Source organism: Herbaspirillum aquaticum, from assembly GCF_002213425.1.
Lineage (GTDB): Bacteria > Pseudomonadota > Gammaproteobacteria > Burkholderiales > Burkholderiaceae_D > Herbaspirillum > Herbaspirillum aquaticum.
Genome location: NZ_NJGV01000017.1, coordinates 41,730 through 61,897, shown reverse-complemented (window position 1 = coordinate 61,897; position 20,168 = coordinate 41,730). Strand labels below are relative to the sequence as shown.

13 protein-coding genes and 1 tRNA gene are annotated in these 20,168 nt (G+C 63.0%); 6 read left to right on the top strand and 8 right to left on the bottom strand.

Features of this window, described 5'->3' with window-relative positions; genetic code table 11:
- Positions 1–97 precede the first annotated feature (97 nt).
- From CEJ45_RS16335 to CEJ45_RS16320, 4 genes are all read right to left on the bottom strand, one after another.
- On the bottom strand, positions 98–4,774 hold the full coding sequence (locus CEJ45_RS16335; protein WP_088756119.1) for a glutamate synthase-related protein: 4,677 nt from the start codon (positions 4,772–4,774) through the stop codon (positions 98–100).
- A 185-nt stretch (positions 4,775–4,959) separates the two neighbouring features.
- Positions 4,960–5,691 carry a transposase gene (locus CEJ45_RS16330; protein ID WP_088756118.1) on the bottom strand — a complete coding sequence of 244 codons (732 nt, stop codon included), beginning with the start codon at positions 5,689–5,691 and terminating at the stop codon, positions 4,960–4,962.
- Positions 5,692–5,873: 182 nt separating this feature from the next.
- Positions 5,874–6,851, bottom strand: coding sequence for a TerC family protein (locus CEJ45_RS16325; RefSeq protein ID WP_088756117.1), 978 nt, complete (start codon positions 6,849–6,851; stop codon positions 5,874–5,876).
- An 81-nt stretch (positions 6,852–6,932) separates the two neighbouring features.
- The gene (locus CEJ45_RS16320; RefSeq protein WP_088756116.1) at positions 6,933–7,232 is read right to left on the bottom strand and encodes a TFIIB-type zinc ribbon-containing protein; all 300 of its coding nucleotides are present in this window, start codon (positions 7,230–7,232) and stop codon (positions 6,933–6,935) included.
- Positions 7,233–7,398: 166 nt separating this feature from the next.
- Here CEJ45_RS16320 and nhaR point away from each other — a divergent pair, with 166 nt between their 5' ends.
- Positions 7,399–8,337 (top strand): transcriptional activator NhaR, encoded by a 939-nt coding sequence (gene nhaR, locus CEJ45_RS16315; protein ID WP_088756152.1) that lies wholly within the window; start codon positions 7,399–7,401, stop codon positions 8,335–8,337.
- 387 nt (positions 8,338–8,724) lie between these two features.
- On the opposite strand, the gene CEJ45_RS16310 is transcribed toward nhaR, so the two are convergent.
- Entirely contained in the window at positions 8,725–9,588 is an 864-nt protein-coding gene (locus tag CEJ45_RS16310; RefSeq protein ID WP_088756115.1) for a LysR substrate-binding domain-containing protein, read from the bottom strand.
- A 117-nt stretch (positions 9,589–9,705) separates the two neighbouring features.
- On the opposite strand from CEJ45_RS16310, the gene CEJ45_RS16305 reads away from it, so the two are divergent.
- Positions 9,706–10,929 (top strand): YbfB/YjiJ family MFS transporter, encoded by a 1,224-nt coding sequence (locus CEJ45_RS16305; protein WP_088756114.1) that lies wholly within the window; start codon positions 9,706–9,708, stop codon positions 10,927–10,929.
- 82 nt (positions 10,930–11,011) lie between these two features.
- On the opposite strand, the gene CEJ45_RS16300 is transcribed toward CEJ45_RS16305, so the two are convergent.
- Positions 11,012–12,514: an AMP nucleosidase gene (locus CEJ45_RS16300; protein ID WP_088756113.1), complete on the bottom strand. Its 1,503-nt coding sequence runs from the start codon at positions 12,512–12,514 to the stop codon at positions 11,012–11,014.
- A 565-nt stretch (positions 12,515–13,079) separates the two neighbouring features.
- On the opposite strand from CEJ45_RS16300, the gene CEJ45_RS16295 reads away from it, so the two are divergent.
- The 4 genes from CEJ45_RS16295 to CEJ45_RS16280 all read left to right on the top strand — a co-directional run bounded on the left by CEJ45_RS16295 (position 13,080) and on the right by CEJ45_RS16280 (position 16,599).
- Positions 13,080–14,147: a type II asparaginase gene (locus CEJ45_RS16295; RefSeq protein ID WP_088756112.1), complete on the top strand. Its 1,068-nt coding sequence runs from the start codon at positions 13,080–13,082 to the stop codon at positions 14,145–14,147.
- Positions 14,148–14,299: 152 nt separating this feature from the next.
- Complete coding sequence (locus CEJ45_RS16290; RefSeq protein WP_088756111.1) at positions 14,300–15,928, top strand: OpgD/OpgG family glucan biosynthesis protein; 1,629 nt, start codon at positions 14,300–14,302, stop codon at positions 15,926–15,928.
- An 82-nt stretch (positions 15,929–16,010) separates the two neighbouring features.
- Positions 16,011–16,087: transfer RNA gene (locus CEJ45_RS16285), tRNA-Arg, on the top strand.
- Between the two features lie 206 nt (positions 16,088–16,293).
- A complete protein-coding gene (locus CEJ45_RS16280) occupies positions 16,294–16,599 on the top strand; it encodes a hypothetical protein (protein WP_088756110.1) in 306 nt (101 codons plus the stop codon).
- 44 nt (positions 16,600–16,643) lie between these two features.
- Here CEJ45_RS16280 and CEJ45_RS16275 read toward each other — a convergent pair whose 3' ends face one another.
- Both CEJ45_RS16275 and CEJ45_RS16270 read right to left on the bottom strand, forming a co-directional pair.
- Positions 16,644–16,913 carry a hypothetical protein gene (locus CEJ45_RS16275; RefSeq protein WP_088756109.1) on the bottom strand — a complete coding sequence of 90 codons (270 nt, stop codon included), beginning with the start codon at positions 16,911–16,913 and terminating at the stop codon, positions 16,644–16,646.
- A complete protein-coding gene (locus CEJ45_RS16270) occupies positions 16,913–20,023 on the bottom strand; it encodes a multidrug efflux RND transporter permease subunit (RefSeq protein ID WP_088756108.1) in 3,111 nt (1,036 codons plus the stop codon). Before CEJ45_RS16270 ends, CEJ45_RS16275 begins: the two co-directional genes overlap by 1 nt.
- Positions 20,024–20,168: the final 145 nt, after the last annotated feature.

Below are 20,168 nucleotides of genomic sequence, written 5' to 3'. Positions count from 1 at the left end.
TCTCGCTAAGGATGCGGCGGGCTGCGCTCTCACTCTGGGTGGCGCCACGCCCGCCGGCGTGCTTGATTGATTAGTCCGATCGATGCCTGGCTGAAAATCAGGCGGCGACCTTTTCCTTCTTCGTTTCGGCAGCGGCGGCCAGTTCGGCCAGCGCACGCTTGTACTCGGTCGGGAACACCTTGACGAACTTGGCGCGCGACGCCGCCCAGTTATCCAGCAGGTAGCGCGCACGCGTGCTGCCGGTGTACTTGAAGTGGCGTTCAATCAAGCCGCGCAGGATGGCTTCGTCGGTCTGGCGTTCGCCACCGCGCAGCAGGCTGTGCCAGATGTCGCGGCCCAGGGTCTGCTCCTGCTCGGTGTCGGACAGGACCTTCTCCAGGCTGACCATCGAGGTATTGCACTTGCCGGCGAAATCGCCTTCCGGGTCATACACGTAGGCGATACCACCCGACATGCCCGCTGCGAAGTTGCGGCCGGTATTGCCCAGCACCACCACGGTGCCACCGGTCATGTATTCGCAACCGTGGTCGCCCGTGCCTTCCACCACCGCAGTGGCGCCGGAGTTGCGCACGGCGAAACGCTCGCCTGCCACGCCGTTGATGAAGGCTTCACCGCTGATGGCACCGTACAGGACGGTATTGCCGGAAATCATGTTGTCCACGGCACGGCCACGGAACTCGGTGTTGGGACGCACGATGATGCGGCCACCCGACAAGCCCTTGCCGACGTAGTCGTTGCCTTCGCCGACCAGGTCCAGGGTCACGCCCTTGGCCAGGAAGGCGCCGGCGGACTGGCCTGCGGTGCCTTGCAGCTGGATGTGGATGGTGTCGTCCGGCAGGCCTTCGTCGCCGTAACGCTTGGCCACTTCACCCGAGAGCATGGCGCCGACGGTGCGGTTGAGGTTCTTGATCGGGGAGATGAAGGAAACCTTCTCGCCCTTCTCCAGCGCGATCTTGGCTTGCGCGATCAGCTTGTGGTCCAGTGCCTTGTCCAGGCCGTGGTCTTGCACGTCGGTGTGGTACACCGGCAGGTTCGACTCGGGCTGGTGGAAGATGCGGCTGAAGTCCAGGCCCTTGGCCTTCCAGTGCGCAATCGCCTTGGAACGGTCCAGCAGGTCGGCGCGGCCGATCAGCTCGTCGAACTTGCGAATACCCAGCTGGGCCATGATCTGGCGCGCTTCTTCGGCGATGAAGAAGAAGAAGTTGACCACGTGTTCCGGCTTGCCGGAGAACTTGGCGCGCAGCACCGGATCTTGCGTGGCCACGCCCACCGGGCAGGTGTTCAGGTGGCACTTGCGCATCATGATGCAGCCTTCGACCACCAGCGGTGCGGTGGCGAAACCGAATTCGTCCGCGCCCAGCATGGCGCCGATGACGACGTCACGACCGGTCTTCATCTGGCCGTCAGCCTGCACGCGGATACGGTTGCGCAGGCCGTTCAGGACCAGGGTCTGCTGGGTTTCAGCCAGGCCCAGTTCCCACGGGGAACCGGCGTGCTTGATCGAGGACAGCGGCGAAGCACCGGTACCGCCATCGTGACCGGCGATGACCACGTGGTCCGACTTGGCCTTGGCCACGCCGGCAGCCACGGTACCGACACCCACTTCGGAGACCAGCTTGACCGAGATGGAGGCGCGCGGGTTGACGTTCTTCAGGTCGTGGATCAGCTGGGCCAGATCTTCGATCGAGTAGATGTCATGGTGCGGCGGCGGCGAAATCAGGCCCACGCCCGGCACCGACACGCGCAGCTTGGCGATGTATTCCGAGACCTTGTGGCCGGGCAGCTGGCCGCCTTCGCCGGGCTTGGCGCCCTGGGCCATCTTGATCTGGATCTGGTCGGCCGAGATCAGGTATTCGGCGGAGACACCGAAACGGCCCGACGCCACCTGCTTGATGCGCGAACGCAGCGAGTCACCTTCCAGCAGGGGAATGTCGACTTCGATGTGTTCGCGGCCGATTTCCGACGCCAGGGTTGCGCCTTGCTTGATGGGGATGCCCTTCAACTCGTTGCGATAACGGTTGACGTCCTCACCACCTTCGCCGGTGTTGGACTTGCCGCCGATACGGTTCATGGCGATGGCCAGCGTGGCGTGGGCTTCGGTCGAGATCGAGCCCAGCGACATGGCGCCGGTGGCGAAGCGCTTGACGATTTCCTTGGCTGGCTCCACTTCATCGATCGAGATCGCCTTCGAGGGGTCGATCTTGAACTCGAACAGGCCGCGCAGCGTCATGTGGCGCTTGGACTGGTCGTTGATGATCTGGGCGTATTCCTTGTAGGTGTTGTAGCTGTTCGAACGGGTCGAGTGCTGCAGCTTGGCGATCGCGTCCGGCGTCCACATGTGCTCTTCGCCACGGATACGGAAGGCGTATTCGCCACCGGCATCCAGTGCGTTGGCCAGCACCGGGTCGGCGCTGAAGGCAGCGGTATGCAGGCGCAACGCTTCTTCGGCCACTTCGAACACGCCGATGCCTTCGACGTTGGAGGCGGTACCCTTGAAGTACTTGTCCACCAGCGCCTTGGACAGGCCGATGGCTTCGAAGATCTGCGCGCCGCAGTAGGACATGTAGGTCGAGATGCCCATCTTGGACATGACCTTCAGCAAGCCCTTGCCGACTGCCTTCTGGAAGTTGTAGATGGCCTTCTCAGGCGACAGGTCGCCCGGCAGACCCTTGGCCAGGTCGGCCAGGGTGTCCATGGCCAGGTACGGGTGGATCGCTTCGGCGCCATAGCCTGCCAGCAGGGCGAAGTGGTGCGTTTCGCGGGCCGAACCGGTTTCCACGACCAGGCCGGTGGAGGTGCGCAGGCCCTTGCTGACCAGGTGCTGGTGGATGGCCGAAGTGGCCAGCAGTGCCGGGATCGGCAGCTGGTCGGCATCGACCTTGCGGTCCGAGATGATCAGGATGTTGTGGCCCGACTTGACCGCATCGACAGCCTTGGCGCACAGCGAAGCCAGGCGTGCTTCGATGCCTTCCTTGCCCCAGGCGACCGGATAGCAGATGTTCAGTTCGTAGGACTTGAACTTGCCGCCGCTGTGTGCGCTGATGTTGCGCAGCTTGGCGATGTCGTCATAGTCCAGCACCGGCTGCGACACTTCCAGGCGCATCGGCGGGTTGATGTTGTTGGTATCCAGCAGGTTGGGCTTGGGGCCGATGAAGGACACCAGCGACATGACCAGCGCTTCGCGGATCGGGTCGATCGGCGGGTTGGTCACCTGCGCGAACAGCTGGCGGAAGTAGTTGTAGAGCGGCTTGTTCTTGTTGGACATGACCGCCAGCGGCGAGTCATTGCCCATGGAGCCGATGGCTTCCTCGCCACCGCTGGCCATGGGGGCCATCAGGAACTTGACGTCTTCCTGGGTGTAGCCGAAGACCTGCTGCAGGTCCAGCAGCTTCAGGGACGAGGACGGCTGGCGCGGCTCTTCCTTCAACTCATCGAGCTTGACGCGCACCGAGTTGATCCACTGCTTGTAGGGCTTGGCGTTGGCGTAGGTGTCCTTCAATTCCTTGTCGTCGATGATGCGGCCGGCGTCCAGGTCGATCAAGAACATCTTGCCCGGCTGCAGGCGCCACTTCTGGATGATCTTGGACTCGGGAATCGGCAGCACGCCCGATTCGGAAGCCATCACCACCAGGTCGTCATCGGTGACGATGTAGCGGGCCGGACGCAGGCCGTTGCGGTCCAGGGTGCCGCCGATGTGGCGGCCGTCGGTGAAGGCCAGCGCAGCGGGGCCGTCCCACGGTTCCATCATGGCGGCGTGGTATTCGTAGAAGGCGCGGCGGTTGTCGTCCATCGAGGTGTGGTTTTCCCAGGCTTCGGGGACCATCATCATCATCGCCTGCGGCAGCGGATAGCCGGCCATGACCAGCAGTTCCAGCGCGTTGTCGAAGCTGGCGGTGTCGGACTGGCCTTCATAGATCAGCGGGAACAGCTTCTTCAGGTCCGAACCCAGCACGGCCGACTGCATCACGCCTTCGCGGGCGCGCATCCAGTTGAAGTTGCCCTTGACGGTGTTGATTTCACCGTTGTGGGCGATCAGGCGGTACGGGTGGGCCAGCGGCCATTCCGGGAAGGTGTTGGTGGAGAAGCGCTGGTGCACCAGGGCCAGCGCGGAGACACAGCGCTCGTCCTGCAGGTCCTTGTAGTACACGCCGACCTGGTCGGCCAGCAGCAAGCCCTTGTAGACCACGGTGCGGGCCGACATCGAGGGCACGAAGAATTCCTTGCCGTGCAGCAGGTTCAGGGCCTGGATGGCGTGGCCGGACGACTTGCGGATCACGTACAGCTTGCGTTCCAGCGCGTCGGTGACCATCACGTCGGGGCCGCGGCCGATGAAGATCTGGCGGATCACCGGCTCTTTTTCACGCACGGTGGGCGACATCGGCATGTCGCGGTCCACCGGGACATCACGCCAGCCCAGCACGATCTGGCCTTCGGCCAGCACCGCGCGTTCGATTTCCTGTTCACAGGCAATGCGGGAAGCGTTTTCCTTGGGCAGGAAGATCATGCCCACGCCGTATTCACCGGGCGGCGGCAGGTCCACGCCCTGCTTGGCCATCTCTTCACGGTAATACTGGTCGGGGATCTGGATCAGGATACCGGCGCCGTCACCCATCAACGGGTCGGCACCGACAGCACCCCGGTGGTCCAGGTTCTTCAGGATGAGCAAACCCTGGTCAACGATGGAATGGGTTTTCTTGCCCTTGATGTGGGCGATGAAACCGACGCCACAGGCGTCATGTTCATTTGCTGGGTCATAAAGGCCTTGCGCGTGCATAACGGAACTCCACCACATTGACAGTAAGGATTTGAAGAATAGTGCACTGCACCCAATAGTTCAATAAAAATAATTAGGGTCTGAGTGCAATTTAAATCCCCAAGATTTTCAGGATTTTTCTAATAGGGACAGAGTAAAGGAATGCAGATTCAAGTCCTTGATTGCAAAGACTTATTTTTGAAACCTTACGATTCTTGCCGGGCGGATACTTCATCCGCCTCGCCCGCCACGCGAACGATGGCGGGCCGACCACGCTTGGCCGGACTGACGCGCCGATGCGTCTGGCGCTCCAGCCCCTGCTTGAAATCCTCCGAGCCCAGCGCCCAACCCTTGAGCGTGGCATCGGTGATGCGCTCCACTTCGGCGCGCGCCAAGCCCTCTTCGGTGAGCTGGCGATAGGCGATCTCGCGGTCGAAAGGAGTGTTGCCAATCGACCAATATTGGGGATGGTCGGTAATCAGGCCATCCTGCTTGGCGCCGATGTGATGCATGTAGCTGGACCACGGATACTCCCCGGGGCTGGCCGCCAGGCCATTGCGCACGGGGTTGAGCTCGATGTAGCGGCATACGGCCAGCAGGTAGAGCTCGGCGTCGATGACGGTGGCGCGGTAGCGCCCCTGCCACAGCGTGCCGCTGCGTCCATGCTTCTGGTTGAAATACGGGACGTAGTGGCGCCCTATCCATTGCATCATCCGTGCCAGGCCCTGGTCGTCGGACGGGGTGGCCAGCAGGTGCAGGTGATCCGGCATCAGCACATAGGCATGCACGGCCACCTTGAATTGCCGCGCGGCATCCTTGAGCCAGCCGAGGAAAGCCAGATGATCATCGGCAGCACGGAAAATGACCAGGCCATCATGGCCACGCTGGATGATGTGATGCGGCTGGTGCGGAACGACGAGTCGGGGAAGGCGGGCCATGGCAGACGCTGCAAACCTGAAGAATGGGAGCGGACATTCTAATGCACTCCGTCCCCAATAAACACACGATGCCGAAATTGCATCGTTTATCCTGATTGTTCAGTTGGGCATAAAAAAACCGGCCAGATCGCTCCAGCCGGTCAAACCCCACGTTGAATTGTTCACATGTCCATCAAATCCGCTTAACCCGCGGTGGTTTCCTTTTCCTTGCCCTTGGTCAACACCAGGCTGGCGATGATGGAGATCACCAGGATGGCACCGACGATGGACAGCGAGACCAGCACCGGCACGTGGAACCAGTAGGACGCCAGCATCTTGAAGCCCACGAACAGCAGCACCAGGGCCAGGCCATACTTGAGCAGGTGGAAGCGCTCTGCCGAATCAGCCAGCAGGAAGTACAGCGCACGCAGGCCCATGATGGCGAACATGTTCGAGGTGAAGACGATGAACGGATCCTTGGTGATGGCGAAGATCGCCGGGATGCTGTCCACCGCGAAGATCACATCGGAAATTTCGATCAGCAGCAGCACCAGCATCAGCGGGGTGAAATAGCGCACACCATTGATGCGGGTGGTGAAGTTTTCGCCGTCATAGTTGTCACTGATCTTCATGTGACCACGCAGCCAGCGCAGCAGCGGGTTGTCACCCAGGTCGGCTTCCTTGTCGGCAAAGATCAGCATCTTCACGCCGGTAAAGACCAGGAAGGCGCCGAACACATACAGGATCCAGCTGAACTGCGCGATCATCCATGCACCCAGCAGGATCATCACGGCGCGCATGACGATGGCGCCGATGACCCCGTACAGCAGGACGCGGCGCTGCATTTCAGCCGGTACGGCGAAGTAGCTGAAGATCATCAGGAACACGAAGATGTTGTCGACCGACAGCGCCTTCTCGATCAGGTAGCCGGAGAGGAACTCGGCCCCCTTCTGGTTGGCGAACTCGCGGCCGACGTTGGCATCGAGGTACCACCACATCAGGCCGGCAAACAGGAAGGCCAGCGACACCCACACCACCGACCAGCCCAGGGCCTCCTTGGGCGACACCCGGTGGGCGTTGCGGCCACCCAGGGCAAACATGTCCACGGCCAGCATCCCCAGCACGAAGACAATGAAACCTATCCACATGGGCAGGCTTGCGAAACTCTCTACGCCATTCACGTCAGACCTCTCTCTTCTTGTTCAACCGCCGGCGGCGGGTTCGGTTATCGCTTATCGCTTATCGGTTCCTGGAATAAATCTTCAATCGAAGTCGAAGATCTCGCCCAGGAAGCCCTTTTTCTTGCGTTTGTAGTCATATCCATGGCCACCATGGCCGTAGCGGGGATCGTACCCTGCCTGCGGCGGCATCGGTGGCGTATGCGCCCGCGCCGCCTGCACCGGCACCGGTGCGCCCGCCTGGCTGGCGGCGGAACGTTCGATCAGCTTGTCCAGCTCGCCGCGATCCAGCCACACGCCACGGCATTGCGGGCAGTAATCAATCTCGATGCCCTGGCGTTCCGAGATCAGCAGGTTGTGAGATGTGCAGACAGGACATTTCATCAGGCTCTCCTCAAAGTCAGGTTTGGCAACGATGCCCGGCACGCTGGCAACCCAAGATCACTACCGGACAAGGCGTCACTTTAGGCGAAACCATGATGAATGAAAATTCGAATATTTTGAGATAATGCTTCGGAAAAACCGAAGTATTCAGACAAGGATGATTGCCATGGCCAGCCTCAACTACAAGCATCTCCATTATTTCTGGACGGTGGCCAAGACTGGCGGCGTGGCGCGCGCCAGCGAACGGCTGCACCTGACGGCCCAGACCATCAGCGGCCAGATCAGCCTGTTCGAGGAATCCCTGGGCTACAAGCTCTTCAAGCGTGTGGGACGGCGGCTGGAACTCAACGATGAAGGCCGCATGGTGTTCGACTATGCCGAACGCATCTTCAGCCTGGGCGAGGAACTGGAAGAAGCGCTGCGCCTGCGCCCCGGTGGACGCACGCTGCAGCTGCGCGTGGGCGTGGCCGATGCCGTGCCCAAGGCGATTGCCTACCTGCTGCTGGAGAGTGCACTGGCGATGCAGGACCCGATCCGCATCATCTGCCGCGAAGGCAAGCTGGACGTGCTGCTGGCCGACCTCGCCATCCACAAACTGGACATCATCATCGCCGACAGCCCCATGCCGCCCAATGTGGACGTGCGCGGCTACCACCACCAGCTGGGCGAATGCGATACCAGCTTTTTTGCCACGCCCGAATTGGCCAGGCGCTACCGCAAGGGGTTTCCGCAGAGCCTGGATGCCGCGCCCTTCCTGATGCCGGGCGAAGATGCAGCGGTACGTCCGCGCCTGTTGCGCTGGTTCGAGAGAGAAGGCATCCGCCCCCGCATCACCGGTGAATTCGACGACGGCGCCCTGCTGCTGGCCTTCGGCGACGCCGGTGCCGGGATTTTCGCCGCCCCTACGGCCATTGCCGCACAGATCCGCAAGCAATACGGCCTGGTGGAAATCGGCAAGACCGAGGCCATCCGCGAGCAGTTCTATGCCATTTCGGTCGAGCGCAGGCTCAGCCACCCTGCCGTCCTGGCGATCCAGACGGCGGCGCGCGGCAACCTCATCGTCGGCAGCGCAGCCCCGTCAACGCGTGCCAAGGGCGAACAATAAGTCACTCGCAGGGTTACCAACAGGCAATTCCATGAGCAACGGGTGTGATGTGAAAAACATCAAAATATATGCACCTTGGTACATATCTACTCATCATTCCACACGACCTGTGCTTTCATGCGGCAGCCTGTCGTAAATGACGGGAAAAGACAGCTGTGAAGTGGGAAGAAAGACGCAGAACAAAAGAAAAACCCCACGTCCCTTGCGAGCCGTGGGGTAAATCCCATTCTCGGGGGGGAGAATGGAGGGGGAACTTCAATATAGGGAAATACCCCACCCGTCGCAGCCGTTTTTACAAATGGTTACACCCTCTTCATATGCTGCAGCTGCGAACATATTTTGTGCAGAAGGATGCATATCAAAGCGATCCTGCATGAATCCAATATATCAAAGACTTGCCACAAGTAAAGAACGCAGCGCCAGCAGGGACGCCGAACTGCGTTCGCGCCGGCTGACCAAGTAAGTGGTGACCCGCCCATCGCGGCCCAGCGAATGGGTGGAAAAGCCGTGGGGTTCCATCTGCATGGCGATCACCGAGCGCGGCACCACCGCCACCCCTGCCCCGGCCGCCACGCAGGCGAGGATGGCGTGATAGGAAGCCAGCTCCAGTGTGCGCACCGGCACCCCGCCCCGTCCTGGACCGGCGAACCAGCTTTCGGCATGACGGCGATAAGCGCAGCCCTGCTCGAAGACGATCAAAGTATCGAGCTGCACATCCTCGGGCGAGCGCACCCGGCGATGGCTGCGCGGTGTCACCAGCATCAGTTCTTCCTTGTAGAGGGGCGTGGCCGACAGGGCCGCATCCTCGATGGGTCCGGCCACCAGCGCCGCATCGAGCTTGCCGGTGCGTACGCCGGCCATCAGCACATCGGTCGGGCCGGTCGAGAGTTCCAGCCGTACTTCCGACCAGCGCTGGTGGAATTCGGCCAGGGGTGCCGGCAGGCGGCTGGCGGCAGCGCTTTCCATGGAGCCGATGCGCAAGCGGCCGCGCGGATTCTGGGGCGACACCACCTCGCGCGCCTCCTGCACCAGGTCGAGGATGCGCTCGGCGTAATCCAGCAGGGCTTCGCCCGATGCAGTGAGCACCAGCCGCTTGCGGTCACGCACGAACAGCGGCACGCCCACGGACGCCTCCAGTTGCTTGATGCGCGTGGTGACATTGGACTGCACCCGGTTGAGCCGTTCGGCGGCGCGGGTTACACCGCCCTCGGCGACGACGGTGCGGAAGATTTCCAGTTCGGCCAGTTCCATGGCTGCTCCAGTCGATGTTCTCGAATCAAGATGAAGTCATCCCGATTATTCATTTTTTGGAATGACCGAAAGACGATAGCATAGACCCCTGTTTCCCTCACGCCTTTGCGCTCGCCCATGACCCACCCCGCCGCCACACCTCCCGGTGCCTCCCTTGACGCACTGGCCTGGAAAGTCTGTTTGTCCGGCATGATCGCCCTGTCGGTGGCGATGGGCATCGGCCGCTTCGCCTTCACGCCGCTGCTGCCGATGATGCTGCATGAGGGCAGCCTCTCCCTGCAGATGGGCGGCTGGCTGGCCACGGCCAATTACCTCGGCTACTTCGCCGGCGCCATGCTGTGCGCCTTCCATCGCAGCAAGCGCGGCGTGGCCATGCTGCGCGCCGGGCTGGTGGTGACCATCCTGCTCACGCTGGGCATGGGCGTGCTGCACCAGGACTGGATCTGGCTGTGGATGCGCTTTCTCTCGGGCGTGGCCAGCGCCTATGTCTTCGTCTACACCGCAGGCTGGTGCCTGCAGCAACTCACGCAGCTGGGCCGTCCGGAATTGGGCGGCGTGATCTTCTGTGGTCCCGGCCTGGGCATCGCGCTGACCGGCCTGCTCTCCGGCCCTATGATCGCGGCCGGCTGGCTGGCGGCCGGTGGCTGGATTGCCTTTGGCGTGATCGCGCTGGGGCTCACGGCATTGGTGTGGAAGTCGTTCAGCTTCGATGCCGGGCGCGGCCTCAATGTGCATCCGCACGACAGCGGTGCAGCCCAGGCCCCGGTACCGGAGTCGGCCAGCCAGAAGCGTGAGGTGCTGATCCAGGTGATCGCGTATGGCATCGCCGGATTCGGCTACATCATCACCGCCACCTTCCTGCCGGTGATCGCGCGCCAGGCGCTGCCGGGCTCGGTGTGGCCGGATTACTTCTGGCCCATCTTCGGCTTGTCGGTGGCCGCCGGCGCTTTCAGCGCCACGCGACTGTCGGTGTTGGGTGACCAGCGCCTGCTGCTGACCGGGGCTTACCTGATGCAGGCGGCGGGGGTACTGGTGTCCATCCTCTTCCCCACCGCGCCCGGCTTTGCGTTGAGCTGCCTGCTGCTGGGCCTGCCCTTTACCGCCATTACCCTGTTCGGCATGCGCGAAGCACGCCGCCTGCGCCGCGAACAGGCCAGCAGCCTCATGGCCCTGATGACCGCCGCCTACGGCATCGGCCAGATCGCCGGTCCGCCGCTGGCCACGGCCCTGGTGCATGGCAGCGGCTCCTTCACGCCATCGCTGTGCGTAGCGGCCGTGACGCTGGCAATCGGTGCTGCGCTTTACTACCGACTGACGATCACGCATCGCCTGCCGCGCTGACCCGCTTTTCGACGCCGCATGAAAAACGCCCGCGACATCGACTGTCGCGGGCGTTCGTCCTTGCGGCAACCAGCGATGTGGATCAGCGGAACGCCGGCTCCGCAAAGCTGCGCAGCTTGCGGCTGTGCACCTGCTCGATGCCATTGTTGCGCAACAGTTCCAGCGCGCGAATGCCGATCTGCAAGTGCTGCGCCACGCGCTGCTCATAGAAGGTATTGGCCATGCCGGGCAGCTTGATCTCGCCGTGCAGCGGCTTGTCGGAGACGCACAGCAGCGTGCCGTAGGGCACCCGGAAGCGGAAACCGTTGGCCGCCACCGTCGCGCTCTCCATGTCCAGCGCGATGGCACGGCTCTGCGAGAAACGCAGCAGCGGCATGCGATGGTCGCGCAGTTCCCAGTTGCGGTCATCGACCGAGGCCACGGTCCCGGTCCGCATGATGCGCTTCAATTCATAGCCGTCGAGCTGGGTGATGCTGGCCACCGCATCCTGCAAGGCCAGCTGCACTTCTGCCAGGGCCGGAATCGGCACCCACAGCGGCAGGTCATCATCGAGCACGTGATCGTCCCGTACATAGGCGTGCGCCAGCACGTAATCCCCCATGCGCTGCGAGGCCGACAGACCGGCGCAGTGGCCCAGCATCAGCCAGCCATGCGGACGCAAGACGGCCACGTGGTCGGTCACCGTCTTGGCATTGGACGGACCCACGCCGATGTTGACCAGGGTAATGCCGCTGCCGTCGGCGCGCTGCAGGTGATAGGCCGGCATCTGCGGCTGCCGTGCTGGTGCCACACCGGAAACTGGCCTGGTATCCGTACCGGTCTGGTTGGCACTCCAGGTGGTGACATTACCGGGCTCGACGAAAGCGGTGTACTGGCGGCGATAAGCCAGTTCGTCCGGGTCATCGGTCGGCTCCATCAGGTGCCGGCCCAGGCGCACGAATTCATCGACGTAGAAGGCATAGTTGGTGAAGAGCACATAGCGCTGGAACTGGTCCGGCGAGGTCGCCGTGTAGTGGCGCAGCCGATGCAGCGAGTAATCGATGCGCGGCCCGGTGAACAGCGCCAGCGGATGCGGCCCTTCGCGCCAGGCACCGTTGTCCACTTCATAGGTGCCGTTGGCGATGCGGTCATCCATGGTCGCCAGGTCGGGCAGGTCGAAGTAATCGGGCAGCGTGCGCAGGTGTTCCGGATCCAGGCTGCCTTCCACGTGGATGCCCTCGGGGAAGGCGAAGTGCACCGGGATCGGCAGCTCGCTCACGCCCACTTCCAGCGGCACTTCATGGTTCTGCAGTACCAGCTTGAATTGCGCCAGCAGGTATTGATGGAACAGCTTGGGGCGCGTGATCGTGGTCTCGTAGCAGCCGGGACCGGCCACGAAACCGAAGGATTGGCGGGTATCGGTGTGGGTGGATTTTTCGGTGGTGATGCGCACGAAGGGATAGCAGGCACGCACCCGCTGCGGCATCCCTTCGCCGCTGGAGAACTGGCGGAAAGCATCGCGCAGGATGGCCGTGTTGTGTTCGTAGATCTCCAGCACGCGCGCATAGGCAGCTTCGGGGTTGGTGAATTTTTCTGTGGCAAACATCGTGGTTCTCCATCATTGCCGCGCGCCGCACCGGTTTGACAGCCAATGCGCTGGGGCGGCGCGGCCGGTTGGACCGGTCATTCATCGAAAGAACTTGTGCGCGGCACCATCTTACCTGAGAGCGCCGATTTTCACGCGGCTGCGCCATGCCGCGATCAGACAGGACAATGCCGCGCTTGTCGCGCTTTGCTGCCTTCTGATTCAGTGATATCTTCCAAGTTCTTCCGCGCAATTTACTTATTTTTTGTTCGCGCCCTCTCCCTCGGCCAAGCCACCTCCATCAGGCCCGGCCGACGGCGTCAGCCCGTTGTCAGTGGCAAGTCACTTTTCCCCTTTCGATCACCCTGGCCCTGCCAAAACGCACCAAACGTGCACGCAACCCCGTCGCAAAGGCCCGCACCATGCGGCTTTCTCACCGGATAAAAAAACCTTTGATTGCCAGGCGAGCCGGTGCTATCGTGTCGGCGCTTTTGACGGGATGACATCACGCAGCAAGACGTGAACCATCTTCGCAGGGCACACATAAAACTAAGAAAATTTATCCACCACTTGTTCAGAGGCAAACATGTTCATCCGAAAAATCTTCCAGCAGATGCTGGTCCTGCTCTGCCTGGCTGCAGCGGCTGCCGCGCAAGCACAGAACCTCCCCAATGTCGTCATCCTGGCCACCGGCGGCACCATCGCCGGCACCGGCGCCACCAGCACCACCACGGTCGGCTACACCGCTGCCAAGGTTGGTGTGGATGCGCTGATCGCCGCCGTTCCTGAACTCAAGAAGGTCGCCAACGTGCGCGGCGAGCAGGTCATGCAGATCGCCAGCGAGAACATGAACAACGAGGCCTGGCTGAAGCTGGCCAAGCGCGTCAACACCCTGCTGGCGCAGAGTGACGTCGATGGCATCGTCATCACCCACGGTACCGACACCATCGAAGAAACCGCCTACTTCCTGGACCTGGTGGTCAAGAGCAAGAAGCCGGTGGTGATCGTGGGCGCGATGCGTCCCTCCACTGCCATCAGCGCCGACGGCCCGATCAACCTGTACAACGCCGTGCTGCTGGCCGGCTCCAAGGAAGCCGTCGGCAAGGGCGTGCTGGTGACCCTGAACGACCAGATCAACGCTGGCCGTGAAGTGACCAAGACCAACACCTCCACCATGGACACCTTCAAGACGCCGGAACTGGGCTTCCTGGGCTACATCCAGGGCAGCAAGCCTTACTTCTATCGCCAGTCCACCCGCAAGAACACGGCTGACACCCCGTTCGACATCATGAACCTGGACAAGCTGCCGCAAGTGGACATCGTCTATGGCTACGCCAACATGAACCCGATCGCGCTCAACGCCTTCGTGGCCGCTGGTGCGCAAGGCATCATCCACGCCGGCGTGGGTGACGGCAGCCTGAACAACACCGTGGTGCCGTCCCTGACCGAAGCCCGCAAGAAGGGCGTCGTGATCGTGCGTTCCAGCCGCGTCGGCCAGGGCATCGTGGCGCGCAACGGCGAAGCCGACGACGACAAGCTGGACTTCGTGGTCTCCGATACGCTGAACCCGCAGAAGGCCCGCATCCTCTTGATGCTGGCACTGACCAAGACTACCGACACCAAGGAAATCCAGAAGATGTTCTGGGAGTACTGATCCTGCGATCCGGCGGTCCCGACTGCCGGGCCCCGCATCAGTGCGCAAGCCCGCTGCCCGTGCAGCGGGCTTTTTTTACGCAGGAACCAAGCACGGCAGGCCTCACTCTGTAGAGTTCGTCTTGCCCGGAACACCTCACAGGAGAACACCGCATGCCCAGCCGCCGACATTTCCTCGCCGCCGCCAGTGCCGCTTCGGCATTGGCCGCCCTCGGCCTCGCGCCGCGTGCGCTGGCGGCCCAGGGCTTGCGCCTGGGCAGTGCGCAGCCGTTTTCCCTCGACAGCCTCATCGCGCGCGCCCGCGACATGGCCCGCACCCCCTACCAGGCGCCGCCCGCCGTGCCGGCCGAGGTGCTGGACAAGATCGACTACGAAGCCCACGGCAAGATCCGCTTCAAGACCGCCGATGCCCTCTTCGCCCAAGGGCCCGGCGCGTTTCCGGTGACCTTCTTCCACCTCGGCAAGTTCTTCCGTGTACCGGTACGGATGTTCATCCTTGCTGGTCAGGGCGATGGCACTGTACCGGTACAGTCGCGCGAAGTGTCTTACCGCGATGACTATTTCGACATGCCGGCCGACAGCCCCGCCCACCAGCTCCCGGCAGGCAGCGGCTTCGCCGGCTTCCGCTTCCAGGAAAGCCGCCTGGCCGACCAGAAGGCCAAGGACTGGCTTACCAATGACTGGGTGGCTTTCCTCGGGGCCTCCTATTTCCGTGCCATCGGCGACCTGTACCAATACGGCCTGTCGGCGCGCGGCATCGCCATCGACGTGGCCCAGGCCGACCGGCCTGAGGAATTTCCCGACTTCACGCAATTCTTCTTCGAACCCTCCGCCCCGGGCAGCGATACGGTGGTGGTGTATGCCCTGCTCGACGGGCCGAGCATCACCGGCGCCTACCGCTTCGCCATGCAGCGCAAGCAGGGCGGCGGCGTCAACATGGAGATAGACAAGTCGCTGTTCCTGCGCCGAGACGTGGCGCGCCTGGGCCTGGCCCCGGCCACCTCGATGTACTGGTTCTCGGAAACGGTGAAGGGCACCGGCGCGGACTGGCGGCCGGAGGTGCATGACTCGGACGGACTGGCGATCTGGAACGGTGCGGGCGAACACCTCTGGCGTCCGCTCAACAATCCGCCCCGCACCATGTCATCGGCCTTCAGCGACCAGCACCTGCGCGGCTTCGGCCTGCTGCAGCGGGATCGCGATTTCGATCACTACCTGGACGGCGTGCATTACGAGCGCCGCCCCAGCCTCTGGGTAGAACCCGTGGGTGACTGGGGCGAAGGCGAAGTGCAGCTCATCGAGCTGCGCACCGATGACGAGATCCACGACAACATCGTCGCCATGTGGGTGCCCAAGGCCCCGGCACGCGCGGGCAGTGCGTATCGCCTGCGCTACCGGCTCTACTGGCAGCAGGACGAGCCCTTCCCTTCCCCGATGGCACGCTGCGTGGCCACGCGCCTGGGACGTGGCGGCCAGCCGGGCCAGCCCAGGCCGCCGCAGGTGCGCAAGTTCATGGTGGAGTTCAAGGGAGAAGCGCTGGCGGGGCTGCCTTTCGGCGTAAAGCCGGAGGCGGTCATCACGGCCTCGCGCGGCAGCATTTCCTATGTCTATACCGAAGCGCTGCCCAACGGCGTGCCCGGCCACTGGCGCGCGCAGTTCGATCTCACGGCCAGCGGCGAGGAGCCGGTCGAGCTGCGCCTGTTCCTGCGCCATCAGGGCCAGGCACTGAGCGAGACCTGGCTGTTCCAGTACCATCCGTTTGCCGCCCGGGAAGTTTATTGAAATGCGGCGGAATGTTTTTTTTGAAGGGCTGCGAAAAAATGTTTGTACTTTTTTCAAAAGCTCCTTATAATCTCGTTCTTTCGCGGCTGTAGCTCAGCTGGATAGAGTACTTGGCTACGAACCAAGGGGTCGTGGGTTCGATTCCTGCCAGCCGCACCATATGTAGTAGAAAAAGGGTCCATCGCAAGATGGGCCCTTTTTTGTTTTCCGCTGCCGCCACCATGGCGCAGCTCATCCACACAATCCAAGGCTGGCCGACGCACGGTTGCGCCATCGTCCGACAGGCCCCCGCAGCTCGGCTGGGGATAATCAAGGCTCCCCGAATCTGATTCCATCGATTTCCCTCGATGCCCACAGGAGCCGCAATGAAAAAGATGTCCTTCCTCATGCTGGCCGCCGGTTCGCTGGCCATGCTGGCCGCCGCCAAGCCGGTACTGCGCCGCTATGACGACCTCAACCGCCGCCGTGCCGGCACAGCGCCCGCAGACAACGCCCCAGCCCAACCGGCCGTCATCGGCGAAGAAGACATGCAGCCCGTCGCCCAGGAAAGCAGCATGGTGGCTGACGGCACGCAGCAGCATGACCCGGCCAGTCCGCCTGCAGTGCAAGCTGCACCGGCGGGCATCCCTCCTCGCAAGGATGGCGATTTTGCACCGCCGGTCGGTGCGTGAAGCCGAGGCCTTGAACGCGCCGGCAATCCGCCGGACGCTGTCCGTCAGGGCGCCGACCGGCGCTCGATGATCTCGTGGGCGCGCAACATGCCGGCGATGCGGGCGTGTTCGAAATCGAGATACAGAGGACTGTCCTGCCGGTAGCGCACGATGCGCTTGCCGGCGTGGAAGATGCGCAGGCTCATCTCCCAGCCATGCTGCCCCTCAATTGCGATGACGCGGATATCGTAGTCGCGATACCGGGCGTGGTGGATCTGTTCGCGGTCGTTGAGGAGCCGGCGGCCATACAGCCGCAAATCACTGCGCGGACACATCATGCCTCCTGCACGCGCTGCGCGCCGCGTCGACGTCCCGCACCCAGCACCAAGACGAAGAACAAGGGGACGAACAGCACCGCCAGCACCGTGGCACTGACCATGCCGCCGAACACGCCCGTACCGATGGCGCGCTGCGTCTCCGCGCTTGCGCCCGAGGCCAGCATCAGCGGTACCACGCCCAGCGCAAAGGCCAGCGAAGTCATGAGGATGGGCCGCAGCCGCAGCACCGCCGCCTTGATGGAGGCCTCCACCAGGCCCGCCCCTTCAGCCCGCAACTGGCGCGCGAACTCGACGATGAGGATGGCGTTCTTGGCCGAGAGCCCGATGACGGTAATCATGCCGACCTTGAAAAACACGTCATTGGGCATGTCGCGCAGGATCACCGCTGCCACCGCGCCGGCCAAGCCCAATGGCACCACCAGCATGACTGCCAGCGGAATGCGCCAGCTCTCATACAAGGCCGCCAGCACCAGGAACACCACCAGCATCGACAAGACCATCAGCATCGGTGCCTGGGCCGCCGACAGGCGTTCCTGCAGCGACTGGCCGGTCCACGCCACGGCAAACCCGGGCGGCAGTTGCTGTGCCAGCTTCTCCATCTCGGCCATCGCATCGCCACTGGCCACGCCGGGCGCGGCACTGCCGGAGATGCGCACGGCCGGGAAGCCCTGGTAGCGCTGCAATTGGGTCGGCACCACCTGCCATTGGGCTTGCACCATTTCCGAGAGCGGCACCATGCCGCCGTTCTGGTTGCGGACATACAGCTTCATCAGATCGTCAACCTGCATGCGCGACTGCGCCTGCGCCTGAATGATGACCTGCTGCATGCGGCCCGCATTGGGGAAATCATTTACATAGAAGGAACCCATGGCCGCCGAGAGCGTATCGCTGATGCTGGCAAAAGAAACGCCCAGCGCGGCCGCCTTGTGGCGATCCACATTGAGTTGCAGGCTCGCACCCGGCGGCAGGCCGTCCGAATAGACGCCGGCCAGCTTGGGGCTGTGTGCGGCCAATGCCAGCAGCTGCGCTTCGGCCGCCTTGAGCGCGGCGTGGCCCTGGTTGGCGCGGTCCTGCAGCCGCATGGCAAAGCCGGAAGAATTGCCCAGCTCCTCGATGGCCGGCGGCAGCAGGCTCATCACCATCCCGTCCACGCCGTTCTCCATGGCCGCCTGCGCATGCTGGGCCTCGATGGCGGCGGTGGAACCCTTGCGCTCCTTCCAGTCTTTCAGTTCGGTGAAGGCCATTGCCGCATTGGGACCGGAACCGGAGAAACCGAAACCCAGCACCGACAGGTTGGCGCCGATATCCTCGCGCGTTTTCAGATAGCGCTCGAACTGATCCACTGCGCGCGCCGTGCGCTCGGTGGTGGCATCGGCGGGCAGCTGGAAGCTGGTCATGAAATAGCCCTGGTCTTCTTCCGGCAGGAAAGCCGAGGGCAGCGCCCGCCAACCCAGCACCAGCAACAGTGACAGCACCCCATAGAGCAGCATCATGCGCAGCCCGCGCGCGATCACCCGGCCCAGCAGCGATTCGTAGCGGCGCGTCAGGCGCGCAAAGGCACGATTGAAGGCACCGAAGAAGCCACGCTTGTCGTGATGGCCGGGAGCGACCGGTTTCAACAGCGTGGCGCAGAGGGCCGGTGTCAGGCTCAGCGCCAGGAACGCCGAGAACAGGATCGATACCGCCATGGCCAGCGAGAACTGCCGATAAATCACGCCCACCGATCCCCCGGCCAGCGCCATGGGGATGAAGACAGCGGTCAGCACCAGGGTGATGCCGATGATGGCACCGGTGATCTCCCCCATCGCCTTGATGGTGGCCTCGCGCGGCCCCAGGCCCTCTTCGGCCATGATGCGCTCGACGTTTTCCACCACCACGATGGCGTCATCGACGATGATGCCGATGGCCAGCACCATGCCGAACATGGTCAGCACGTTGACCGAGTACCCGGCCACCAGCATCACCGCCAGCGTGCCCAGCAGCGCGATGGGCGCGACGATGGCCGGGATGACGGTATAGCGCACGTTCTGCAGGAACAGGTACATCACCAGGAACACCAGCACCATGGCCTCGATGAGGGTCTGCACCACTTTCTGGATGGAGATCTTGACGAAGGGCGCGGTGTTGTAGGGCAGCGAGAACTGCATGCCCTGCGGCAGGCTGGGGCGCAGCTCTTCCATGCGCGCCTGGATCGCCGCAGCCGTGCGTACCGCGTTGGCGCCGGGCGAGAGCTGTACGGCGGCCACGCCCGCAGGCTTGCCGTCTTCACGGTTGGAGAAGGCATAGGATTGCGCACCCAGTTCGACCCGGGCTACATCGCCCAGCAGTACGCGCGAACCATCGGGCTTGGCCTTGAGCACGATGGAAGCGAACTGGTCCGGTGACTGCAACTGTCCTTGTACTGTCAGGGGAACGGCGATCTGCTGGCCCGGTACAGTTGGCGTATCGCCCAGGCGTCCGGGAGCGATCTGTGCGTTCTGCTGGCTGATCGCTGTACTGATATCTGTCACGGACAATCCGTAGGCATTGAGCTTGAAGGGATCGATCCAGATCCGCATTGCCTGCTCGGCACCGAACAGTTGCACGCGGCCTACGCCGTCGACGCGGCGCAGCTCTTCGACGATGTTGCGGGCCAGGTAATCGTTGAGGCGGATTTCATCATGGCTACCATCCACCGAGGTCAGGCTGACCATGAGCAGGAAGCCCAAGGCCGCCGACTCCACGGTCACCCCGTTCTGGCGCACCGTTTGCGGCAGGCGCGCTTCGATAGCCTTGAGCTTGTTCTGTACGTCGACCTGGGCCAGTTCCGGATCGGTACCAGGCTTGAAGGTCACGGTGATCTGGGCGCTGCCCGAGGTATCAGCCGAGGATTCGAAATAGAGCAGGTTCTTCACGCCCGACAGCTCGCGCTCGATCAGGCTGATGACGCCGTCGTTCATGGTCTGCGGCGTGGCGCCCGGATAGGTGGCATTGATCGTCACGCTGGGCGGGGCCACGGAGGGATAGCGGGCAATGGGCAACTGGCTCATGGCGATGACGCCGAAGAGCACGATGAACAGCGCGACCACCCAGGCAAAGATGGGGCGGTCGATAAAGAAGCGGGGCATGCAGAAACTCCATCGGGGGAAACACGCGAAGGACAGCACCTGTCGGTCACCCCCGGCATTTTTGCCGCGCGGGCTGCCCGACAGTACAATCGCGAGCGAAGGCGGAGTCTGGGCCATGCGCGTGAGGTTTGCGCGGTACAACGAT